This is a genomic window from Streptomyces sp. NPDC092952, from assembly GCF_044754785.1.
GTDB lineage: Bacteria > Actinomycetota > Actinomycetes > Streptomycetales > Streptomycetaceae > Streptomyces.
Genome location: NZ_JBIVPT010000009.1, coordinates 249901 through 271066 on the forward strand (window position 1 = coordinate 249901; position 21166 = coordinate 271066).

Sequence of the window (21166 nt, forward strand, 5' to 3'; positions counted from 1 at the left end):
AGGCGTCCATGCGCTGGGACCATCTGACCGGGAACCCCGCGACGGCCGGGGACGGCGGGCTCTTCGCCGCGGACGCGGTGACCACGCGCACCGTCGACACCCCGGAGTTCCGGGGGATCACCTTCCACGAGATCCGGGCCCGTTCGATCGTGAACCGGGTGCCGGGCGCGTCCCGGATGCCGTTCGAGTGGACCGTCAATCCGTACCGGGGCTGCTCGCACGCCTGCGTCTACTGCTTCGCCCGCAAGACGCACAGCTACCTGGATCTCGACACCGGCCTCGGCTTCGACACCCAGATCGTCGTCAAGGTCAACGCCCCGGAGCTGCTGCGCGCCCAGCTCGCCTCCAGCCGCTGGCACGGCGCGCACATCGCGATGGGCACCAACGTCGACTGCTACCAGCGCGCCGAGGGCCGGTACGGCCTGATGCCCGGCATCCTCGCGGCCCTGCGCGACCACGCCAACCCCTTCTCGATCCTGACCAAGGGCACCCTGATCCTGCGCGACCTGGAGCTGCTCCGGCAGGCGGCCGAGGTGACCGAGGTCGGCGTCTCCATGTCGGTGGGCTTCGTCGACGAGACGCTGTGGCGGACCGTCGAGCCCGGCACCCCCTCCCCGGCCCGCAGGCTCGACGCCGTCCGCAGGCTGAGCGAGCACGGCATCGACTGCGGCGTCCTGATGGCCCCGGTCGTCCCGTTCCTCGGCGACCACCCCGACCAGCTGCGCGCCACGGTCCGCGCCATCGCCGCGGCCGGGGCCACCTCGGTGACCCCGCTCGTCCTCCATCTGCGCCCCGGCGCCCGCGAGTGGTACACGCAGTGGCTGGAAAAGCACCACCCCCACCTGGTCCGGCGCTACGAACGGCTGTACGCCCAGGGCGCCTACGCACCCACCTGGTACCAGCGCCGCATCACCCGGTACGTCCACGAGCTGGCGGCCGAGTACGGCATCGGCCCCGCCCGCCGCGGGGCCGCCCGGAAGCTCCCCGCCCGCGAGGAGCGGCCCGCCACGCCAGACGGCCCCGGCCCCACCCAGCTGTCCCTGCTCTGACCCGGCACCCCGCCGCTCGGGCGGCCGGACGCAAGCCGGACGGGCAAACGGGTCAACTCTCCACACAACAGGTCCTACCCGGCGCGAATGCGGGGAGCATGCGGCGGGGGCCGTGCCCCCGCGCAGCCGTCTTTCCCCCACCTCGGGAGGCCATATGACGAAACGTCCGGGAATTCTTCTCACCATCGGTGCGACGGTCGCCGGTCTGGTGACCGCCGCACCGCCCCCGGCGACCGCCGACGGGGGCGCCCGGCCCGCCGCCGCGCAGCTCCGCTGGACCGACTGCGGCACCAAGGCGTATCCGCGGCTCCAGTGCGCGAAGGTCACCACCCCGCTCGACCATGACAATCCGTCGGGCCGGCGGATCACGCTCGCCCTGTCCCGCGTCCCGCACACCTCGAAGAACTTCCAGGGCCCCCTGCTCGTCAACCCGGGCGGTCCCGGCGGCAGCGGCCTGACGATGGCCGGATTCGTGGCGTCCGCGCTGCCGAAGGCGGTCGCCGCGGGCTACGACGTGATCGGCTTCGACCCGCGCGGGGTCGGCCGGAGCAGACCGGCGCTGGACTGCGTGCCGCGCTACTTCGACCCGGTGCGCCCCGACTCGGTGCCGGACTCGCCCGGCGCGGAACGGGCCAACCGGAACCGGACCAGGGCGTTCGCCGAGGCGTGCGGGCGCAAGTACCCGGACCTGCTGCCGTTCTTGGACACGGTCAGCGCGGCGAAGGACCTCGACGTGATCCGCCGGGCCACCGGCGCCCGGCAGCTCAACTACTTCGGGTACTCCTACGGCACCTACCTCGGCGCGGTGTACGCCAAGCTCTTCCCGGAGCGGGTGCGGCGCCTGGTCCTGGACTCCAACGTCGACCCGGACGACGTCTGGTACGACGCCAACATCGCCCAGGACCACGCCTTCGACGCCCGCCACAAGGCGTTCACCGCCTGGATCGCGAAGCACGACGCCACCTACCGCCTCGGCACCGACCCGGCCCGGGTGGAGCGCGCCTGGTACGCGATGCGCGCGGCGGTCGGGCTCCACCCCGCGGGCGGGAAGGTCGGCCCGAGCGAGCTGGAGGACACCTTCCTGCCGGGCGGCTACTACGACGGCTACTGGCCGGAACTGGCCGAGGCGTTCGCCGCGTACGCGCACGACGGCGACGAGGACGCGCTGGTGGACGCGTACGAGAGGTTCGGCGCGGTCGACGCCGAGGGCGACAACGGGTACGCGGTCTACGTGGCCGTGCAGTGCCGCGACGCCCGGTGGCCCCGGTTCTGGAACACCTGGCTCGGCGACAGCCGCCGGACGCACACCAAGGCACCCTTCTTCACCTGGAACAACAACTGGTACAACGCGCCGTGCGCCGACTGGCCGGTCGCGCCGCTGAACCCGGTGCGCGTCTCCAACCGGTCGCTCCCGCCGGCCCTGCTCTTCCAGGCCACCGACGACGCGGCCACCCCCTACCCGGGCGGGGTCACCCTGCACCGCCGGCTGCACGGTTCCAGCCTGGTCGTGGAGCAGGGCGGCGGCAACCACGGCATCACCCTCGGCGGCAACGACTGCCTGGACGGCTACCTGGCGGACTACCTCGCCAAGGGCACCGTCCCCCGCGCCCGGCACGGCCGGGACGTCGCGGACGCGGTCTGCCCCCGTACCCCCGAGCCGGAGCCGCCGGCCGACGGGCCCGCCGCCAAGTCCGTGCGCCCGACGGACTCCGGGAGCCGGGGCGCCGTCCTGCACCGCATGCTCGGCCCCCGCGCCTGACCCGCCGGACCCGCCCGCCCGCGGGCCGTCCCGGCGGCTGCGCCAGGATGGCCCGATGGACCACACGGCACGACCGGACGTGCGCATACGGAACATGACCGCCGACGACTGCGCGGCGGTCACCCGGCTCCGGGCGCGCGGCTGGCGGGCGGCGTACACGGGCCTGGTGCCGGGGACGTACCTCGACGCCATGGAACGCGACATCGCCGAGGACACGGAGCGTCGGCGGGCCGCCCTCTCCCGGGGCGGCCCGCTGGTGAACCTGGTGGCCGAGGCGGACGGCCCGGGGGTGATCGGCTGGGCCTGCTACGGGCCGGTCCAGGACCCCGCCGCCCCGCCCGGGCGGGGCGAGTTGTACGCGCTCTACGTGGCGCCCGAGCGGATCGGGACCGGGACGGGTCGGGCCCTGACGGCCGAGGTCCTGGCCCGCGCGGCGGCGCGGGGGCTCACCGGCCTGGAGCTGTGGGTACTGAAGGAGAACACCCGGGCCCGCCGCTTCTACGAACGCGCGGGCTTCGCGGCGGACGGCACCGAGGAGTCCTTCGAGGCGGACGGCGTACTCGTCCCCGAGGTGCGGTACGTACGCGCGGCGGCCGGGGAGCCTGTCGGGTGACCTTCGATCGATGGGCGGACGCGGCCCGGTGCGTGCGATTCCGAGGCGCCGGGATGTCCTTGCAGCGGAGGCGCTCGGCCATTCCGGCAACGCCGGAAGCGCGCGTGCTAGGGGGTGTCTGATAAATGAGTGCGGGTGAAGGAGCGGGGGCCGGTGCGTGCGATCGCAAGGCGCCGGGGCGTCCGCGTGGCGGAGCCACGTGGGCGGTTCGGCAACGCCGCGAGCGTGCGTGCCGGACCCCGCGACGCCGCAGGCATTTGTCAGACACCCCCTAGGCCGCGTCCGCCCGGTCAGAGGTCACCCGACAGGCTCTCAGCCCCGTCGCGGCCCCGCGTCCGGTCAGCCGGTGCCCAGCCGGGCGAGTGCCTCCCGGGCCGCGCCGCCCAGTCGCGGATGCGGCACCGCCGCCGCCAGCAGGGGACGGGCCCGCTCGTCGCCCAACTGCCCCAGCCCCTCCACGCAGGCGAGCGCCACCCGCCAGTACGGCTCGCCCGGTGCCAGCAGCCGCTCCAGGGTGCTCATCAGCGCGGGCACGGATTCCGGGGCGCGCAGCGCGGTGAGCAGCCGTACCGGGTGCAGGGCGTAGGCGGTGCGCAGGGCGTTGGTCGCCAGGGCGGCGGCGGCCCGGGGGGTACGGGGGTCGCCGAGGCGCGCCAGGGCGACGGCGGCGGAGACACAGCGCTCGGGATCACGGTGGTTGAGCAGCAGGACCAGCGCCTCGAAGGCCCGCCGGTCGCCGTCGCAGCCGAGCCGGAAGGCGGCCATCTCCCGTGCCCAGAGCGGGCGTTCACGCTCCACCAGGACACCGGCCAGCTTCTCCGGGTCCTCGGTGGCGAGCAGGGCGCGGAAGGCCGCCGACTGCCCGGCCGCCTCCGCCTCGTCGGCAAGCCGGTCGGCCAGCGACCGGAACTCCTCGTCCATGACCGTCAGCGTATCGGCGGGGACGCAGCGTATCGAGGGGGCGCCGGGATGTGGCACGGCACACAACGGCCGAGGTCTGGCGCGCTCGTTACCCGGCAGTTAGTCTCATGTGAGCGGGACATCCTCCCCGCTCTGCTCCGACGGCCTGGTGACGCAGCCGCCCGGAGTGCTTGTCGGTTCGGCAGTTCTGCCAGACGTGGCTCCGGGACAGAGCCCGTCACCCTTCTCCGGTTCCCGGTGCGTCCATCGCTCCGGACCCGTTCTCCACGACACGCAACGCCCGCGTGTGCGGCGCCTGTTCGCCCTTCCGGCGCGCGCCGCGCCCTCTCACAGCCGTCACTCTTTCTCTGGAGTCCCGTGATGGACACCCCCATCGGCACCATCGCCGTCGTCGGTCTCGGCACCATGGGCACCGGCATCGCCGAGGTCCTGGCCCGCGCCGGTCACCAGGTCATCGGCATCGACATCAGCGACACGGCCGCCCGCCGGGCCGTCGCCGCGCTGGAATCCGCGACCGCCCGTGCCGTGCGGCGCGAGCGGATCACCGAGCGGGAGCGGGGCGAGGCCATCGCCCGTTTCCGTACCTCCACCGAGCTCGCGGCCGCCGCCGGGGCGGAGTTGGTGATCGAGGTCGTGCCCGAGTCGTACGAGATCAAGCAGCGGGTCTTCCGGGAGCTCGACGCGATCGTCTCCCCGACCACGATCCTGGCGACCGGCACCAACGCCCTGTCGGTGACCCGGCTGGCCGCCGAGTCGCTGCGCCCCGAGCGGGTGCTCGGGCTGCACTTCTTCAACCCGGCACCGGCGATGAAGCTGGTCGAGGTGGTCTCCTCGGTGCTGACCGCGCCGCCGGCCGTCGAGGCGGTCACCGCGCTCGCCCGCAGCCTGGGCAAGGAGCCGGTCGCGGTCGGCGACCGTCCCGGCTTCGTCGCCGACGGTCTGCTCTTCGGCTATCTCAACCAGGCCGCCGCGATGTACGAGGCCAACTACGCCTCCCGGGAGGACATCGACGCGGCGATGCGGCTCGGCTGCGGTCTGCCGATGGGCCCGCTCGCGCTGCTCGACCTGATCGGCGTCGACACCGCCCGCACCGTCCTGGAGGCGATGTACGCCGAGTCCCACGACCGGCTGCACGCCCCCGCCCCCGTACTGCGCCAGCTGAGCGACGCCGGGCTGACCGGCCGCAAGGCGGGGCGCGGCTTCTACACGTACGCGGAGGCCGGGAGCCAGGAGGTGGTGCCGGACGCGCTGACCCCGAAGGACGGCGGCTCGGCGGTGGCCGGGCGGCCGGTGCGCTCGGTGGGGGTGGCCGGTTCCGGGACGATGGCCTCGGGGATCGCCGAGGTCTTCGCGAAGGCCGGGTACGACGTGGTGCTGGCCGCGCGCGGCCAGGAGAAGGCGGACACCGCCAAGGGCCGGATCGCCAAGTCCCTGGAGCGTTCCGTCGCCAAGGGGCGGCTGACGGCCGAGGCGCGGGACGTGGCGCTGGACCGGATCACCCCGGCCGGTTCGCTGGACGCCTTCGCCGGGGTCGACCTCGCGGTGGAGGCCGTGGCGGAGGACCTGGCGGTCAAGCAGCAGCTGTTCGGGACGCTGGACAAGGTCTGCAGGCCGGGCGCGGTCCTGGCCACCACCACGTCCTCGCTGCCGGTGGTGGCCATCGCGCGGGCGACCTCCCGTCCCGAGGACGTGATCGGGATGCACTTCTTCAACCCGGCACCGGCGATGAAGCTGGTCGAGGTGGTCCGTACCGTACTCACCGCCGACGATGTCCACGCCACCGTCCGCGAGGTGTGCGGCGCCGTCCGCAAGCACCCGGTGGACTGCGGGGACCGCGCCGGGTTCATCGTGAACGCGCTGCTCTTCCCGTACCTGAACAACGCGATCAAGATGGTCGAGCAGCACTACGCCAGCCTCGACGACATCGACGCGGCGATGAAGCTGGGCGGCGGCTACCCGATGGGCCCGTTCGAGCTGCTCGACGTGGTCGGGCTGGATGTCTCGCTGGCCATCGAGAAGGTGCTGCACAACGAGTTCCGCGACCCGGGCCTGGCGCCGGCGCCGCTGCTCGAACACCTGGTGGCCGCCGGCTGTCTCGGCCGCAAGACCGGGCGCGGCTTCCGCGAGTATGCCCGTCGCTGACCGCGGGGCCGGGTGGGGAGGGCTGCTCGATCCGTCGGGCGGCCCTCCCCCACGGGCGCACTCCCCGGACCCGATGCAGTACGTTCACACCATGTCCCAGCCCGCCAGGTCCTCCCGTGCCACCGCCGCGCCCGACGCCCCGGAAAGTGCCGCAGGCACGCGCGCCGCCGCCCAACGGCTCAAAATGCGCCGTGAGCTGGCCGCCGCGGCCATGGAGCTCTTCGCCACGAAGGGCTACGAGGCGACGACCGTCGACGAGATCGCGGGCGCCGCCGGGGTCGCCCGGCGGACCTTCTTCCGGCACTTCCGCTCCAAGGAAGAGGCGATCTTCCCGGACCACGACGACACTCTCGTCCGGGCGGAGGCCGTCCTGAACGCCGCACCGGCGCACGAGCACCCCCTCGACACCGTCTGCCGCGGCATCAAGGAAGTCATGAAGATGTACGCGGCGAAGCCCGCGGTCTCCGTGGCCCGTTACAAGCTGACCCGAGAGGTGCCCACCCTGCGGGAGGCGGAGATCGCCTCGGTGGCCCGCTACGAGCGGCTGTTCACCCGCTATCTGCTGGGCCATTTCGACGAGCGCGACCACCATGTCGGCAACGACGACCCGCTGCTGGCGGAGGTCGCGGCGTCCGCCGTCGTCACCGCGCACAACCATGTGCTGCGCCGCTGGCTGCGGGCGGGCGGCGAGGGCGACGTGGAGGCGCAGCTCGACCACGCCTTCGCGATCGTCCGGGACACCTTCGGCACCGGCATCGGAGCCGGCCGGACCACCGGTGCCGAGCCCGCGCCGCAGCCGGCCGCGTCGGTGTCGTCCCAGGGCGAGGTGCTGGTCACCGTGGCGCGGACGGACGCGCCGCTCGACGAGGTCATGCGCACGATCCAGCAGGCGCTCCGGGACCGCTGACCTGCGGGTACCCCGGACGAAAATCCGGTTGCCGCCCCCGCACCCCGGTGCTGGGGTGGCCGGATGACTACACCCGCCCCTGAAGCACTGCTGTCCCTCTTCGACCGCGAGAGGCGTGAGCACCCCCGCCCGGACGGCCCGGGCGTCCGGGTCGAGCACACCGGCGACGTCGTACGCCAGTCCGGCACCGCCGACGACTGGAACGGCGTCGTCTGGTCGGACCCCGGCCTGGATCCCGCGCGGGCGGACGCGGTGATCGCGGCCCAGGTGGCGCACTACGCGGCGCTCGGGCACGACGAGTTCGAGTGGAAGCTGTACGGGCACGACCGGCCGGCCGGTCTGGCGGACCGGCTGCTGGCGGCGGGCTTCGAGGCCGAGGAGCGGGAGACCCTGATGGTCGCCCCGGTCGGGGAGGTCTCGACGGAGGTGGCGCTCCCCGAGGGCGTACGGCTGCGCACCGTGCGGGACGCGGCGGACGTGGAGCTGATGGTCCGTGCCGGCGAGCGGGCGTTCGGCGCGCCCCATCCCCATCTGCGGCACCAGGTGCTGACCCGGCTGGCCGAGGACCCGGACGACTTCGTCGGCGTCCTCGCGATGGCGGGCGAGGAGCCGGTCAGCTCGGCCCGGATGGAGCTGTACGCGGGCACGGGCTTCGCGGGGCTCTGGGGCGGCGGCACGGTCGAGGAGTGGCGCGGGAAGGGCGTCTACCGGGCGATGGTGGCCTTCCGGGCCCGGATCGCGGCGGAGCGCGGCTACCGCTACCTCCAGGTGGACGCCATGGACACGAGCCGCCCGATCCTCCAGCGGCTCGGATTCCTCGCCCTGACCAGCACGACCCCCTTCATCCACCGCTCCCACTGATCGATCATCCATCGGGCATTTCCCCTCAGAACACCCCACTTTTCGCTCATCGGTGCCAGGGTGCCGACAAGTGAGAGAAATTGTTGGCACGGAGTGCCTTGCCACGTGTCACGGAGTGCCATACGTTGAAGTGGTCCGGGCGGCCGCCGGAGCGAGAACTCGCGAACGGCGGCTGTCCCAGCGGGCGGAACACCCGCGTGCCCGGACGCCTGCGTCACAGGCAGCCCTTCCGCTCCACAGAGCAAGCCGAAGTTCTCCACCGCCGGACCGACGGCACCCGTTTCTCCACTCCACCGCACCCCTCTGCCCGCAGGGACTCTCAAGCGTTCCCTCAGCGCCCCCACCCGCCGGAGGCACCCCGTGAAGGAAATCCTGGACGCGATCCAGTCGCCGGACAGCACCGCCGCCGACTTCGCCGCCCTGCCCATGCCCGAGTCGTACCGCGCGGTGACCGTGCACAAGGACGAGACCGAGATGTTCCACGGGCTCGCCACACGCGACAAGGACCCCCGCGAGTCGCTGCACCTGGACGAGGTCCCGGTGCCCGAACTCGGCCCGGGCGAGGCCCTGGTGGCCGTCATGGCGAGTTCGGTGAACTACAACTCCGTCTGGACCTCGATCTTCGAGCCGATGTCCACCTTCGGCTTCCTGGAGCGGTACGGGCGGCTCTCCGAGCTCACCAAGCGCCACGACCTGCCGTACCACGTCATCGGCTCCGACCTCGCGGGCGTCGTCCTGCGCACCGGCCCCGGCGTCAACGCCTGGAAGCCCGGCGACGAGGTCGTCGCGCACTGCCTGAGCGTGGAGATGGAGTCCAGCGACGGCCACAACGACACGATGCTCGACCCCGAGCAGCGCATCTGGGGCTTCGAGACCAACTTCGGCGGACTGGCCGAGATCGCCCTGGTCAAGTCCAACCAGCTGATGCCGAAGCCCGGCCACCTCAGCTGGGAGGAGGCCGCCGCGCCCGGCCTGGTCAACTCCACCGCCTACCGCCAGCTGGTCTCCCGCAACGGCGCCGGCATGAAGCAGGGCGACAACGTCCTCATCTGGGGCGCCAGCGGCGGACTCGGCTCGTACGCCACCCAGTTCGCACTGGCCGGAGGCGCCAACCCGATCTGCGTCGTCTCCTCCCCGGAGAAGGCCGCCATCTGCCGGGCCATGGGCGCCGAGGCCGTCATCGACCGCAACGCCGAGGGCTACCGGTTCTGGAAGGACGAGCACGAGCAGGACCCGCGCGAGTGGAAGCGGTTCGGCAAGCGCATCCGCGAACTGACCGGCGGCGAGGACGTGGACATCGTCTTCGAGCACCCCGGCCGCGAGACCTTCGGCGCCTCCGTCTACGTCACCCGCAAGGGCGGAACCATCGTCACCTGCGCCTCCACCTCCGGCTACCAGCACGAGTACGACAACCGCTACCTGTGGATGTCGCTCAAGCGGATCGTGGGCTCGCACTTCGCCAACTACCGCGAGGCGTGGGAGGCCAACCGCCTGATCGCCAAGGGGAAGATCCACCCCACCCTCTCGAAGGTCTACTCCCTGGAGGAGACCGGCCAGGCCGCCCACGACGTCCACCGCAACCTCCACCAGGGCAAGGTCGGCGTACTGGCCCTGGCGCCCCGCGAGGGACTCGGCGTCCGGGACCAGGAGATGCGCGCGAAGCACCTCGACGCCATCAACCTGTTCCGCGACGCCCCGACGGCGCGGACCGGCGAGCACGGCCGGGGCGTCTGACATGGGCGGGCGTCAGAAGGACCGCCCGTGGCTCATGCGGACGTACGCCGGCCACTCGACCGCCGAGGCGTCCAACGAGCTCTACCGGCACAACCTCGCCAAGGGCCAGACGGGCCTGTCCGTCGCCTTCGACCTGCCGACGCAGACCGGCTACGACCCCGACCACGTCCTCGCCCGCGGCGAGGTCGGCCGGGTCGGTGTGCCGGTCTCCCACCTCGGCGACATGCGGAAGCTGTTCCAGGACATCCCCCTGGAACGGATGAACACCTCGATGACCATCAACGCCACCGCGATGTGGCTGCTGGCGCTCTACCAGGTGGTCGCCGAGGAGCAGGGTGCCGACCCCACGAAGCTCCAGGGCACCACCCAGAACGACATCGTCAAGGAGTACCTCTCGCGCGGGACGCACGTCTTCCCGCCCGGCCCCTCGCTGCGGCTGACCACCGACATGATCGCCTACACGGTCGGCCGCATCCCGAAGTGGAACCCGATCAACATCTGCAGCTACCACCTCCAGGAGGCGGGGGCCACCCCGGTCCAGGAGATCGCGTACGCCATGTCGACCGCGATCGCGGTGCTGGACGCCGTGCGCGACTCCGGCCAGGTGCCCGCGGAGCGGTTCGGCGACGTGGTCGCGCGGATCTCGTTCTTCGTCAACGCGGGCGTCCGCTTCATCGAGGAGATGTGCAAGATGCGCGCCTTCGGCCGCATCTGGGACCGGATCACCCACGAGCGGTACGGCATCACCGACGCCAAGCAGCGCCGCTTCCGCTACGGCGTCCAGGTCAACTCGCTCGGGCTGACCGAAGCCCAGCCGGAGAACAACGTCCAGCGGATCGTCCTGGAGATGCTGGCCGTCACCCTCTCCAAGGACGCCCGCGCCCGCGCCGTCCAGCTGCCCGCCTGGAACGAGGCGCTGGGCCTGCCCCGCCCCTGGGACCAGCAGTGGTCGCTCCGCATCCAGCAGGTGCTCGCGCACGAGAGCGACCTGCTGGAGTACGAGGACATCTTCGCGGGCTCGCACGTGATCGAGGCCGCGGTGGACAAGCTGGTCACCCTCTCGCTCGCCGAGATCGACCGGATCCAGGAGATGGGCGGCGCCATGGCCGCCGTCGAGTCGGGCTACCTGAAGTCCGAGCTGGTCGCCTCGCACGCCGCCCGGCGGGCCCGGATCGAGGCGGGCGAGGAGCGGATCGTCGGCGTCAACATCTACGAGACGACCGAGCCGAACCCGCTCACCGCGGACCTCGACGGGGCGATCATGACGGTCGACCCGGCCAACGAGGCCACGGTGGTCGCCGCCCTGCACGCGTGGCGCGACGACCGTGACGAGGCCCGTGCCACCGAGGCGCTCGCCGCGCTGAAGAAGGCCGCCGCGGGCACCGAGAACATGATGGAAGCGACCGTGGAGTGCGCCCGCGCGGGTGTCACCACCGGCGAGTGGTCCTGGGCGCTGCGCGACGTCTTCGGCGAGTTCCGGGCCCCGACGGGCGTCTCGTCCGCCCCGGTCGCGGTGACCGCCGAGGCGGGCTCCCCGCTGGCGCTGGTCCGCGAGAGGGCCGCCCGCACCGCGGCCGACCTCGGCGTGGGACGGCTGCGGCTGCTGGTCGGCAAGCCGGGCCTGGACGGGCACTCCAATGGCGCCGAACAGATCGCCGTACGGGCCCGCGACGCCGGGTTCGAGGTCGTCTACCAGGGGATCAGGCTGACCCCCGAGCAGATCGTCTCGGCCGCCCTCGCCGAGGACGTGCACTGCGTCGGGCTGTCGATCCTCTCCGGCTCGCACGCCGAACTCGTACCGGACGTGCTCGGCCGGCTGCGGGTGGCCGGTGCCGCCGAGATCCCGGTCATCGCGGGCGGGATCATTCCGCCCGCCGACGCCGCGGCCCTGGTCGGGGCCGGTGTCGCCGCCGTATTCACCCCGAAGGACTTCGGTATCACGGAGATCATCGGCCGTATCGTCGACGAGATCCGGAAAGCGAACAAGCTCGACCCTCTGGAGGTCCCCGCATGACTGCCGTCAACCGCCTGCGTCCGCGCCGCTCGTGCCTGGCCGTGCCCGGCTCGAACCCGCGGTTCCTGGAGAAGGCCCAGGGCCTCCCCGCCGACCAGGTCTTCCTCGACCTGGAGGACGCCTGCGCCCCGCTCGCCAAGGAGGGCGCCCGGCACACCATCGTGGACGCGCTGAACAACGGCGACTGGACGGGCAAGACCCGGGTCGTCCGCGTCAACGACTGGACCACGCACTGGACGTACCGCGACGTCATCACCGTCGTCGAGGGCGCCGGCCAGAACCTCGACTGCATCATGCTGCCGAAGGTCCAGGACGCCCAGCAGGTGGTCGCCCTCGACCTGCTGCTGACCCAGATCGAGAAGACGATGGGCTTCGAGGTCGGGCGGATCGGCATCGAGGCGCAGATCGAGAACGCCAAGGGCCTGGTGAACATCGACGACATCGCGGCCGCCTCGCCCCGGCTGGAGACGCTGATCTTCGGCCCGGCCGACTTCATGGCCTCGATCAACATGAAGACCCTGGTCGTCGGTCAGCAGCCGCCCGGCTACGGCGCCGACGCGTACCACTACATCCTGATGCGCATTCTGATGGCGGCCCGCACGCACGACCTCCAGGCGATCGACGGCCCCTTCCTCCAGATCCGGGACGTGGACGCGTACCGCGAGGTCGCCGGGCGCGCGGCGGCCCTCGGCTTCGACGGCAAGTGGGTGCTGCACCCCGGCCAGGTCGAGGCGGCCAACGAGGTGTTCTCGCCCTCGCAGGAGGACTACGACCACGCCGAGCTGATCCTCGACGCGTACGAGTGGTGCACCTCCGAGGAGGGCGGCAAGAAGGGCTCGGCGATGCTCGGCGACGAGATGATCGACGAGGCCAGCCGCAAGATGGCCCTGGTCGTCGCGGGCAAGGGACGCGCCGCCGGTATGCAGCGCACCTCCAAGTTCGAAGCCCCGGAGGCCTGACCATGCAGTTCGGCCGCACATACGAGGAGTTCGAGGTCGGTGCCCTCTACAAGCACTGGCCCGGAAAAACGGTCACCGAGTACGACGACCACCTTTTCTGCCTGCTGACCATGAATCATCACCCGCTGCACATGGACAGCAACTATGCGGAACGGACGACCGATTTCGGAAAGAACGTCGTCGTCGGCAACTACGTCTACTCGCTGCTGCTCGGCATGTCCGTACCGGACGTCTCCGGAAAGGCGATCGCGAATCTGGAGGTCGAGTCGCTGAAGCACGTCGCACCGACCTTCCACGGGGACACGATCTACGGCGAAACCACCGTGCTCGACAAGATTCCGTCAAAATCCAGGAGCGACCGCGGAATCGTCCACGTCGAGACCCGCGGATACAAGCAGGACGGGACCCTGGTCTGCGTGTTCCGCCGCAAGGTGATGGTCCCCACCGAGACGTACATCAAGGAGCGCGGCGGGGAGCAGCCCGGCCGCCCCGAGCTGAAGCAGCCTTCGCAGAAGAACGTGGAGAAGTAGCCATGACGCGACTCGCCCAGACCGCCGGCCTCACCGATGTCCAGCGGGAAATCCTCGCCACGGTCCGGGATTTCGTCGACAAGGAGATCATTCCGGTCGCGACCGGGCTGGAGCACCGCGACGAGTATCCGACCGAGATCGTCGAGGGACTCAAGGAGCTCGGCCTGTTCGGGCTGATGATCCCCGAGGAGTACGGAGGGCTGGGTGAGTCGCTCCTCACATACGCGCTGTGCGTGGAGGAGATCGCCCGCGGCTGGATGAGCGTGTCGGGGATCATCAACACGCACTTCATCGTGGCGTACATGCTCAAGCAGCACGGCACCCAGGAGCAGAAGGACACCTTCCTGCCCCGGATGGCGCTGGGCGAGGTCCGGGGCGCGTTCTCGATGTCCGAGCCGGCGCTGGGCTCGGACGTCTCGGCGATCAGCTCCCGGGCGGTCCGGGACGGCGACGCGTACGTGCTGAACGGCCAGAAGATGTGGCTGACCAACGGCGGCACCTCCTCGCTGGTGGCCGTGTTGTGCCGGAGTGACGAAGGCCACCCCGAGGGCACCGCCCCGCACAAGTCGATGACCACGTTCCTGGTCGAGAAGGAACCCGGCTTCGGAGAGGTCCGGCCCGGACTCACCATTCCCGGCAAGATCGACAAAATGGGCTACAAGGGCGTCGACACGACCGAGCTCATCATGGATGGACTACGAATTCCAGCCAATCGAGTGCTGGGGGGCACCACCGGTCGGGGTTTTTACCAGATGATGGACGGCGTCGAGGTCGGCCGGGTAAATGTGGCCGCCCGTGGCTGCGGAGTCGCGCAGCGTGCGTTCGAGCTGGGCGTTTCATACGCGCAGCAGCGCCAGACCTTCGGAAAGCCGATCGCGCAGCACCAGGCCATCCAGTTCAAGCTGGCCGAAATGGCCACCAAGGTGGAAGCCGCCCATGCGATGATGGTAAATGCAGCCCGCAAAAAGGACTCCGGCGAACGAAACGACCTGGAGGCAGGGATGGCGAAGTACCTCGCCTCCGAATACTGCAAGGAAGTCGTCGAGGACGCCTTCCGTATCCACGGCGGCTACGGCTTCTCCAAGGAGTACGAGATCGAGCGCCTCTACCGGGAGGCACCGATGCTGCTCATCGGCGAAGGTACCGCCGAGATCCAGAAAATGATCATTGGGCGCCGACTCCTTGAGGAGTACCGGTTCCAGGGGTGATTGTCCCCTTGCGGGCGATTTGACCGCGAAGAAGATCACACCCTGTCACCCTCGGCCGGTGCCTGCCCCCCGTCCGACTCGGCTGCTGGCTTGCCCAGTTGTTGCTCGCAACCGATAACATCGCCGGAAAAGCCGCCGTCCCCCGTTGCCAGCGCGGCCTCATCCGCTACGAAGGTCATCCATGCCCGACAGCCAAACCTCTGCACCACGCGGCGGGGTCCGCCTTGCGCGCGGAGCTTCGCCGTGGCTCCTCCCGACCGTCGCCACCGCGGCGCTCAGCCTCTCCCGGGCGCGCAAGTCCGGACGCTGGGCCGCGGTGGCCGTGCCCACCACCGCGCTCGCGGCGGGCATGCTGTGGTTCTTCCGCGACCCCGAGCGCGAGATCGCCCAGGGCCGGGTCATCTCCCCGGCCGACGGCGTGGTGCAGAGCATCATGCCGTGGAAGGACGGACGCACCCGTGTCGCGATCTTCATGAGCCCGCTGAACGTCCACGTCAACCGTGCGCCGCTGGCCGGCACGGTGACGTCCGTCGAGCACGTCCCCGGCGGTTTCGTTCCGGCGTTCAACAAGGAGAGCGAGAACAACGAGCGCGTCGTCTGGCACTTCGACACCGAGCTCGGCGACATCGAGATGGTGCAGATCGCCGGTGCGGTCGCCCGTCGCATCGTCCCGTACATCCCGCAGGGCACGAAGGTGGAGCAGGGCGAGCGCATCGGCCTGATCCGCTTCGGCTCGCGGGTCGACATCTACCTTCCGGAAGGTGTCGAGGTCGCGGTCGAGGTCGGCCAGGCCACCACCGCGGGGGTGACTCGAATTGACCGTGATTGATCCTGATACAAAGGCCGGCTGGGTGCCGGAGTCGGAGTCCGAGGAGGACGCCGGCGAGGACATGCCGCTCTCTCTGCGGCTGTCGATAGCGGACACCCTGACGCTCGGCAACGCGACCTGCGGATTCATGGCGGTGTACTTCACCACCACCGGAATCCTCATCCCGCACCTGACGGGCAGCGACGAGAGCGGCATGGCGCGGCACTCTGCGGCCACCGCCGTGATCCTCATGCTCCTGGCCGCGGTCTTCGACCTCTTCGACGGGCTCGTGGCGCGCAAGCTCCGCTCCTCGCCGATGGGGGCCGAGCTGGACAACCTCTCGGACCTGATCAGCTTCGGGCTCGCCCCGGCGTACTTCGTCCTGGTCTACGGCATGGTCGCGGACGACGCACACCAGCGGGTGTCGGCGCTCGCGGCGGTCGTGGTGCTGCTGGCGGTGGTGCTCAGACTTGCCAGATTCTCCTGCGTGACCATGAAGGACGGCATGTTCCAGGGCATGCCGAGCCCCTTCGGAGCGCTCACGGTCGTCTCGATCGTGCTCCTGGAGCTGCCCTTCGTGCCGACGCTCCTCGCGATCATCGGGGTGGCGTGGCTGATGGTCAGCAGGGTCGAGTACCCGAAGCCGCGGGGTGTGCTCGCGGTGGCGATGCTCAGCTGGATCGTCTCCGCGATGGGGCTGCTGGCCGCATGGGCGCTGGACGCCCCCGGCGGGCAGCTGCTCCTGCAGACCGGCTGCGCGCTCCAGGTGGTCCTGGGCGCGGTCATCCCGCTCTTCGCGACGGCCCGGCGGGTGAACACCTTCCGCGACAACCGCCGCGAGGCGCGCACGGCGCAGCTGCCGTAACGCTGCACGGAACGTGACGAGAAGGACCCGGGTGCTCCCCAGCACCCGGGTCCTTCTCTTGTGCTGCGGTCCCGCGCGGGCGCCCCCGCGCGACGGCGCGGGCACAGTATGTTGGCCCCTGGGGAACGGGGGCTTCCGGGCCGTGTCCGGCGGACACGGGCCACGGGCATCCGCGGAGCGGAGCCATGGGGCGCGGTTCCTGGAAGCCAGGCCATGATCACGAAGGACGCGGACCCCGATGACAGAGAACGCCGACATGATCGAGTTCGTCCGGGCGCGCCTCGCCGAGGAGGAGCGCCTCGCGCTGGAGGCGGGCGGCGACAGCTGGCGGTGCCCGGCCGGGGTGCCCGGCGAGATCCACGACCGCTCGGGGTCGATCGCGTTCACCCTGCGCACGCTCGGCTTCGACCAGCACATCGCGCTCCAGGACCCGGCGCGCACCCTGCGCCGGATCGAGACGAGCCGGGTCCTTCTGAACGAGTACGCCGAGGTGGCGGACCTGGACACCGACCGGCCCGAGGCGGAGTTCCGGTCCGGCCGGGCGGTGGGGCTGGGGTTCGCCGTGCGGCAGCTGGCCGCGGAGCACGCCGCCCACCCCGGGTACCGGGCCCGGTGGCTGCCCCGGTTCATCCAGTAGCGACCGTACGGGCGGCGGCGGATGGGCCTAAGGTTTCAGAAGGGGCGTATCGGACCGCCCGGGGACGCCATGCACCGACACCGCAGGGAATCGGAGACCGCCCAGGAGCTCCTCGTGGACCTCGGGCGCCTCGTCGACCAGGCCCTGGAGGACATCAGGCACCAGCGCGCCCGCGCCGAGCTGGGGCTGGAGCTCCAGCGGCACATGCTCCCCGCCGGGCTGCCGGACTTCCCGGGGCTGCGGATCGGGGCCCGGTACTCGCCCTCGCAGAACGGTCTGGCCGTCGGCGGCGACTTCTACGACGCGTTCGCCCTGCGGGACGGGGCGGTGGGGATCGCCATCGGGGACGTGCAGGGGCACGGGGTGGAGGCCGCCGCGCTCATGGGCGAGGTACGGGCCAGTCTCCGGGCGCTCGCCAGTGTCACCACCGACCCCGGCAGTGTGCTGGCCCGCGTCAACGACCTGCTGATCTCGCTGGGCGGCGAGCTGTTCACGACCTGCTGCCTGCTGAGCATCGCCCCGGGCAGCGGCCGGTTCTCGGTGGCGCGGGCCGGACACGTGCCGGTGGTGTGGGGCGGCGACGACGGCGGGTCCGGGGTCCTCCTGGACCCGGGCGGGGTGCCGCTGGGCATCCTGGACGACCAGCGGTATCCGGTGACCCGCCGGCGGCTGCCCGGACCGGGGTACCTGGTGCTGCTGACCGACGGGGTCGTGGAGGGGCCCGCGTACCCGGTCGACCGGGGGCTCGCCGCGGTCGCGGAGCTGGTCGGTGCGGCGCGCGGGGCCGATCCCGAGACGCTGGCCGGGCAGGTGATCGAGGTGGCGGACCTGACCGGCCACGAGGACGACGCCGCCGTGCTCGTGGTGCGGTACGACGGGGCGCCGCGGGTGGGCCGCTAGGGCGTGTTTCGAAAGTGGCGTCGTCTGCCCGGAGGGCAGGCCCGGGGGTGCCCGGTGCGTGCGATCGCAAGGCGGAGGGTCGCCCCGATACTGGATGTATCGGGGTGATCCCGACAACGCGGCGAGTGTGCGTGCCGGGGGCCCCCGGGCAGACGGGACTTTCGAAACACGCCCTAGGCCCTGTCCTCACAGTGCCGTCGTCCGGCCGGAGGCCGGGCCGTACGGTGTCCGGTGCGTGCGGTCGCACAACGGAGGATCGTCCCCGCACTGGGCCTACGGGGACGACTCCGACAACGCGGCGGGCAATGGGGCCTCCCTCGCCCGGGCGGAGCCGAGAGCTCGGGGAAGGGCCGGGGCGGCGCACGGCGGACGGCAGTTCGGCGACAGGGCCCAGGGGCTGCCTGAGGCGGCGGGCGGCGGCGCGGTGCCCGATGCTGGGAGGGTGGACAGGACGCGGTTGCGGCAGCCTACGGTGACGGTCCTGACGGTCCTCGCGGTGGCCGCCTGCTACTACGCGACGGCCCGGCTGGGGCTGCTCCAGCAACTGGTGCACGGGCAGGTCACCGCGCTCTGGCCGTCGACCGGGATCGCGGTGGCGGCGCTGCTCCTGTTCGGGCTGCGGGTCTGGCCCGGGATCGCGCTCGGCGCCCTCTGTGTGAACATCACCATCGGGCCGTCGCTCTCGTACGTGCTGGTGATCGCCGCCGGGAACACGCTCGCCCCGCTCTGCTCCGTCCTGCTGCTGCGCCGCGCGGGGTTCCGCGACGAGCTGGACCGGCTGCGGGACGCGCTGGCGCTCGTCTTCCTGGGCGCGCTGGCGGGCATGCTGATCAGCTCCGTGACGGGGGTCGGCGCCCTGGTCGCCTCGGGGACGCTCTCCACCGCGGAGTTCTGGCCGACCTGGTCGGTCTGGTGGACGGGCGACGCCATCGGGGTCATGGTCGTGACGCCGTTCCTGCTCGCGCTGCGCAGGGTACGGCTGCCGCTCGATGCCGGACCGGCCCGGTGGGCGGAGGCCGCCGTGCTGGCGGTGGCGACCGGGGCCGTCACCGTCCTGGTCACCGGGGTGGTCGGGGCGCCACTGCTCTTCCTCGTCTTCCCGTTCCTGGTCTGGGCGGCCTTCCGCTTCGAGCGCGGCGGTGCCGCGTGCTGCGCGCTGGGAGTGTCGGTGCTCGCGGCGCTCGGTGCCGGACGGGGCACCGGGCCCTTCGCCCACCACAGCCTGCTCGCCAACATGATCACGCTCCAGGCGTTCATCGGCACCGCCGCGCTCACCTCGCTGCTGGTGGCCGCGGTGGTCACGGAGCGGAGCGCCACGTACCGGGAGATCAAGCGCCTCTGCGACCAGCTCTCCGGGAAGGTGAGCCGGCAGGAGCCCTGAGCTCACTCCATCGGCCCCGTGTCGGGTGCGCGAAGCGGTGACGCGCAGCAGGCTGACGGATGACGGCACCGCGACAAGGGCAACCGGACGGCCGCTGAACGGGCGTACGGTCGCCGTAAGAGGTGGAGCCATGCCCCATGTTTCTGCGCATGTCCATGTGTCCCGCCCCGCCGACGAGATCTTCTCGTTCCTGCGGGATCCGCGGAACCTGGCGGAATGGTCCTCGACCATAGACCGGGTGGTCGAGGGTCCGGTCGCCGCCGAACCGGGCGACGAGTACACCTGCAAGTTCCCCGGCAGACGGCGGATGCACCGGCTGCGGTGCACCGCGAGCACCCCGGGCGAGTACCTGGCCTTCCGCGGTACGGGCATGTGGACGCCGCTGGGCCGCCACTACGCCGAGCTGGAGTTCCGGCTGAGTCCCGGCGGGGAGGGGACGACGGTCACGGTCTCGGTCCGGCCCCATCTGGACGGCGGCATGATCATTCTGACGCCGTTCGTGACGATGGCCTGGCGCCGGGACCTGCCCTCGGAGCTCCACTGCCTGGCCGAGCTGCTGGGCGGCGGGCGGCCGGACGAGGAACGGGAGGACCGGGATCCGTCCCCGTCCAAGGGCTGACGCGCGGGGGCCGGGGCTGTCCCCCCGGCCCCCGCGCGATCCCCGCTCAGGGCAGCAGGAAGTCGCGTGCGAGCGCCTCGGCGGCGCGTTCCAGCAGGGGGCCCGCCTGGGCCATGGAGACGGCCGGGTCCGGCTCCAGGTCCGCGAGGGCGTACGCCCGCCGGATGCCCGCCGCCGTCAGGGCCTCCGGGGTCAGGGCGAGCCGGCCGCAGACCGCCACGGTCGTGACCCCGGCCGCGCGGGCGGCGGCCGCCACCCCGGCCGGTGCCTTGCCGTGCAGGGTCTGCTCGTCGAGCGAGCCCTCCCCGGTGATCACCAGGGTGGCCCGGGCCAGCGCCGGGGCGAAGCCGAGGACGTCGAGCATGACCTCGATGCCGGGGCGGAAGCGGGCGCCGAGGGCGACCAGCGCCCCGTAGCCGATGCCGCCGGCCGCTCCGGCGCCGGGCAGCCGCGCCTGTTCCGGGCCGAGAACGGAGGCGTAGTGGGCGAGCGCGGCGTCGAGGACCGCGATGTCGTCCTCGCTCGCGCCCTTCTGCCGGCCGTAGACCTCGGGGGCGCCCTTCGGCCCGGTCAGCGGGTTGTCGACGTCGCTGGCGAGGATCAGGTCCACCTCGGCCAGCCGGGGGTCGAGGCCGGACAGGTCCGCCTTCGCCAGGGCGGCCAGCCCGCCGCCGCCGGGGCCGACCGGCTCGCCGCCACCGTCCAGGAAGCGGGCCCCGAGTGCGGTGAGCATGCCCGCGCCGCCGTCCGTGGTCGCGCTGCCGCCGACACCGAACACGAGGGTGCGGGCCCCCGCGTCGAGCGCGGCGGCGAGCAGTTCGCCGGAGCCGTACGTGGTGGCCGTGAGCGGGGCGAAGACCCCCGCGGGCAGGTGCTGGAGGCCCGAGGCCTCGGCCATCTCCACGACCGCCGTGGTCCCGCGCAGCGCGTACGCCGCAGTCACCGGCTCCCCCAGCGGCCCGGTCACCCGCGCCTCGCGGCGCTCGAATCCGGCGGCCACCGCCGCCGCGACCGTGCCGTCGCCGCCGTCCGCCACGGGCAGGGTCTCCACCCGCACCCCGGGGACGGCGCGCCGCAGCCCGGCCGTCACCCGCTCCGCGACCTGCACGGCCGTGAGCGAGCCCTTGAACTTGTCCGCCGCGACGAGCACGCGTGCGGTCTCCATCACTGCTCCGTCCGCCACCTTGCATCCCTTGCTCTCGAACAGGCAGTCGCGCCGCCCCGACCCTATCCGCAGGGGATACCCCCTGCCCAGAGCC

The 21166-nt window shown here is 71.9% G+C and carries 19 protein-coding genes; 17 read left to right on the top strand and 2 right to left on the bottom strand.

Going from position 1 to position 21166, the window contains the following annotated elements; all coding sequences use genetic code 11:
- Positions 1–8: 8 nt before the first annotated feature.
- From ACIQGQ_RS23010 to ACIQGQ_RS23020, 3 genes are all read left to right on the top strand, one after another.
- The gene (locus tag ACIQGQ_RS23010; protein ID WP_402398499.1) at positions 9–1049 is read left to right on the top strand and encodes an Rv2578c family radical SAM protein; all 1041 of its coding nucleotides are present in this window, start codon (positions 9–11) and stop codon (positions 1047–1049) included.
- 154 nt (positions 1050–1203) lie between these two features.
- A complete protein-coding gene (locus tag ACIQGQ_RS23015; protein WP_402398500.1) occupies positions 1204–2808 on the top strand; it encodes an alpha/beta hydrolase in 1605 nt (534 codons plus the stop codon).
- Positions 2809–2863: 55 nt separating this feature from the next.
- Entirely contained in the window at positions 2864–3421 is a 558-nt protein-coding gene (locus ACIQGQ_RS23020; RefSeq protein WP_402398501.1) for a GNAT family N-acetyltransferase, read from the top strand.
- Between the two features lie 339 nt (positions 3422–3760).
- Here the strand turns inward: ACIQGQ_RS23020 and ACIQGQ_RS23025 are convergent, their stop codons facing one another.
- Entirely contained in the window at positions 3761–4342 is a 582-nt protein-coding gene (locus ACIQGQ_RS23025) for a HEAT repeat domain-containing protein (RefSeq protein ID WP_402398502.1), read from the bottom strand.
- Between the two features lie 360 nt (positions 4343–4702).
- On the opposite strand from ACIQGQ_RS23025, the gene ACIQGQ_RS23030 reads away from it, so the two are divergent.
- The 14 genes from ACIQGQ_RS23030 to ACIQGQ_RS23095 all read left to right on the top strand — a co-directional run bounded on the left by ACIQGQ_RS23030 (position 4703) and on the right by ACIQGQ_RS23095 (position 19907).
- Positions 4703–6484, top strand: coding sequence for a 3-hydroxyacyl-CoA dehydrogenase family protein (locus ACIQGQ_RS23030; RefSeq protein ID WP_402398503.1), 1782 nt, complete (start codon positions 4703–4705; stop codon positions 6482–6484).
- A 91-nt stretch (positions 6485–6575) separates the two neighbouring features.
- The gene (locus ACIQGQ_RS23035; RefSeq protein ID WP_352279654.1) at positions 6576–7391 is read left to right on the top strand and encodes a TetR family transcriptional regulator; all 816 of its coding nucleotides are present in this window, start codon (positions 6576–6578) and stop codon (positions 7389–7391) included.
- A gap of 63 nt (positions 7392–7454) precedes the next feature.
- The gene (locus ACIQGQ_RS23040; RefSeq protein WP_402398504.1) at positions 7455–8252 is read left to right on the top strand and encodes a GNAT family N-acetyltransferase; all 798 of its coding nucleotides are present in this window, start codon (positions 7455–7457) and stop codon (positions 8250–8252) included.
- Between the two features lie 360 nt (positions 8253–8612).
- Entirely contained in the window at positions 8613–9986 is a 1374-nt protein-coding gene (gene ccrA / locus ACIQGQ_RS23045; protein WP_402398505.1) for a crotonyl-CoA carboxylase/reductase, read from the top strand.
- A gap of 1 nt (position 9987) precedes the next feature.
- Positions 9988–12000 carry a protein meaA gene (locus tag ACIQGQ_RS23050; protein ID WP_402398506.1) on the top strand — a complete coding sequence of 671 codons (2013 nt, stop codon included), beginning with the start codon at positions 9988–9990 and terminating at the stop codon, positions 11998–12000.
- Positions 11997–12959, top strand: coding sequence for a CoA ester lyase (locus ACIQGQ_RS23055; RefSeq protein ID WP_366297282.1), 963 nt, complete (start codon positions 11997–11999; stop codon positions 12957–12959). Before ACIQGQ_RS23050 ends, ACIQGQ_RS23055 begins: the two co-directional genes overlap by 4 nt.
- A gap of 2 nt (positions 12960–12961) precedes the next feature.
- Complete coding sequence (locus ACIQGQ_RS23060) at positions 12962–13489, top strand: MaoC family dehydratase (protein WP_352279664.1); 528 nt, start codon at positions 12962–12964, stop codon at positions 13487–13489.
- Positions 13490–13491: 2 nt separating this feature from the next.
- A complete protein-coding gene (locus ACIQGQ_RS23065; protein ID WP_402398507.1) occupies positions 13492–14697 on the top strand; it encodes an acyl-CoA dehydrogenase family protein in 1206 nt (401 codons plus the stop codon).
- Positions 14698–14878: 181 nt separating this feature from the next.
- The gene (locus ACIQGQ_RS23070; protein ID WP_352279667.1) at positions 14879–15526 is read left to right on the top strand and encodes a phosphatidylserine decarboxylase; all 648 of its coding nucleotides are present in this window, start codon (positions 14879–14881) and stop codon (positions 15524–15526) included.
- Between the two features lie 22 nt (positions 15527–15548).
- On the top strand, positions 15549–16370 hold the full coding sequence (gene pssA, locus ACIQGQ_RS23075; protein WP_366297285.1) for a CDP-diacylglycerol--serine O-phosphatidyltransferase: 822 nt from the start codon (positions 15549–15551) through the stop codon (positions 16368–16370).
- A 238-nt stretch (positions 16371–16608) separates the two neighbouring features.
- Positions 16609–17007: a DUF6221 family protein gene (locus ACIQGQ_RS23080; protein WP_402398508.1), complete on the top strand. Its 399-nt coding sequence runs from the start codon at positions 16609–16611 to the stop codon at positions 17005–17007.
- A gap of 69 nt (positions 17008–17076) precedes the next feature.
- Complete coding sequence (locus tag ACIQGQ_RS23085) at positions 17077–17907, top strand: PP2C family protein-serine/threonine phosphatase (protein WP_402398509.1); 831 nt, start codon at positions 17077–17079, stop codon at positions 17905–17907.
- Between the two features lie 442 nt (positions 17908–18349).
- Positions 18350–19288 carry an MASE1 domain-containing protein gene (locus ACIQGQ_RS23090; RefSeq protein ID WP_402398510.1) on the top strand — a complete coding sequence of 313 codons (939 nt, stop codon included), beginning with the start codon at positions 18350–18352 and terminating at the stop codon, positions 19286–19288.
- 130 nt (positions 19289–19418) lie between these two features.
- On the top strand, positions 19419–19907 hold the full coding sequence (locus tag ACIQGQ_RS23095; protein WP_402398511.1) for an SRPBCC family protein: 489 nt from the start codon (positions 19419–19421) through the stop codon (positions 19905–19907).
- Between the two features lie 46 nt (positions 19908–19953).
- Here the strand turns inward: ACIQGQ_RS23095 and ACIQGQ_RS23100 are convergent, their stop codons facing one another.
- Positions 19954–21072 (bottom strand): glycerate kinase, encoded by a 1119-nt coding sequence (locus tag ACIQGQ_RS23100; RefSeq protein WP_402398512.1) that lies wholly within the window; start codon positions 21070–21072, stop codon positions 19954–19956.
- Positions 21073–21166 lie beyond the last annotated feature (94 nt).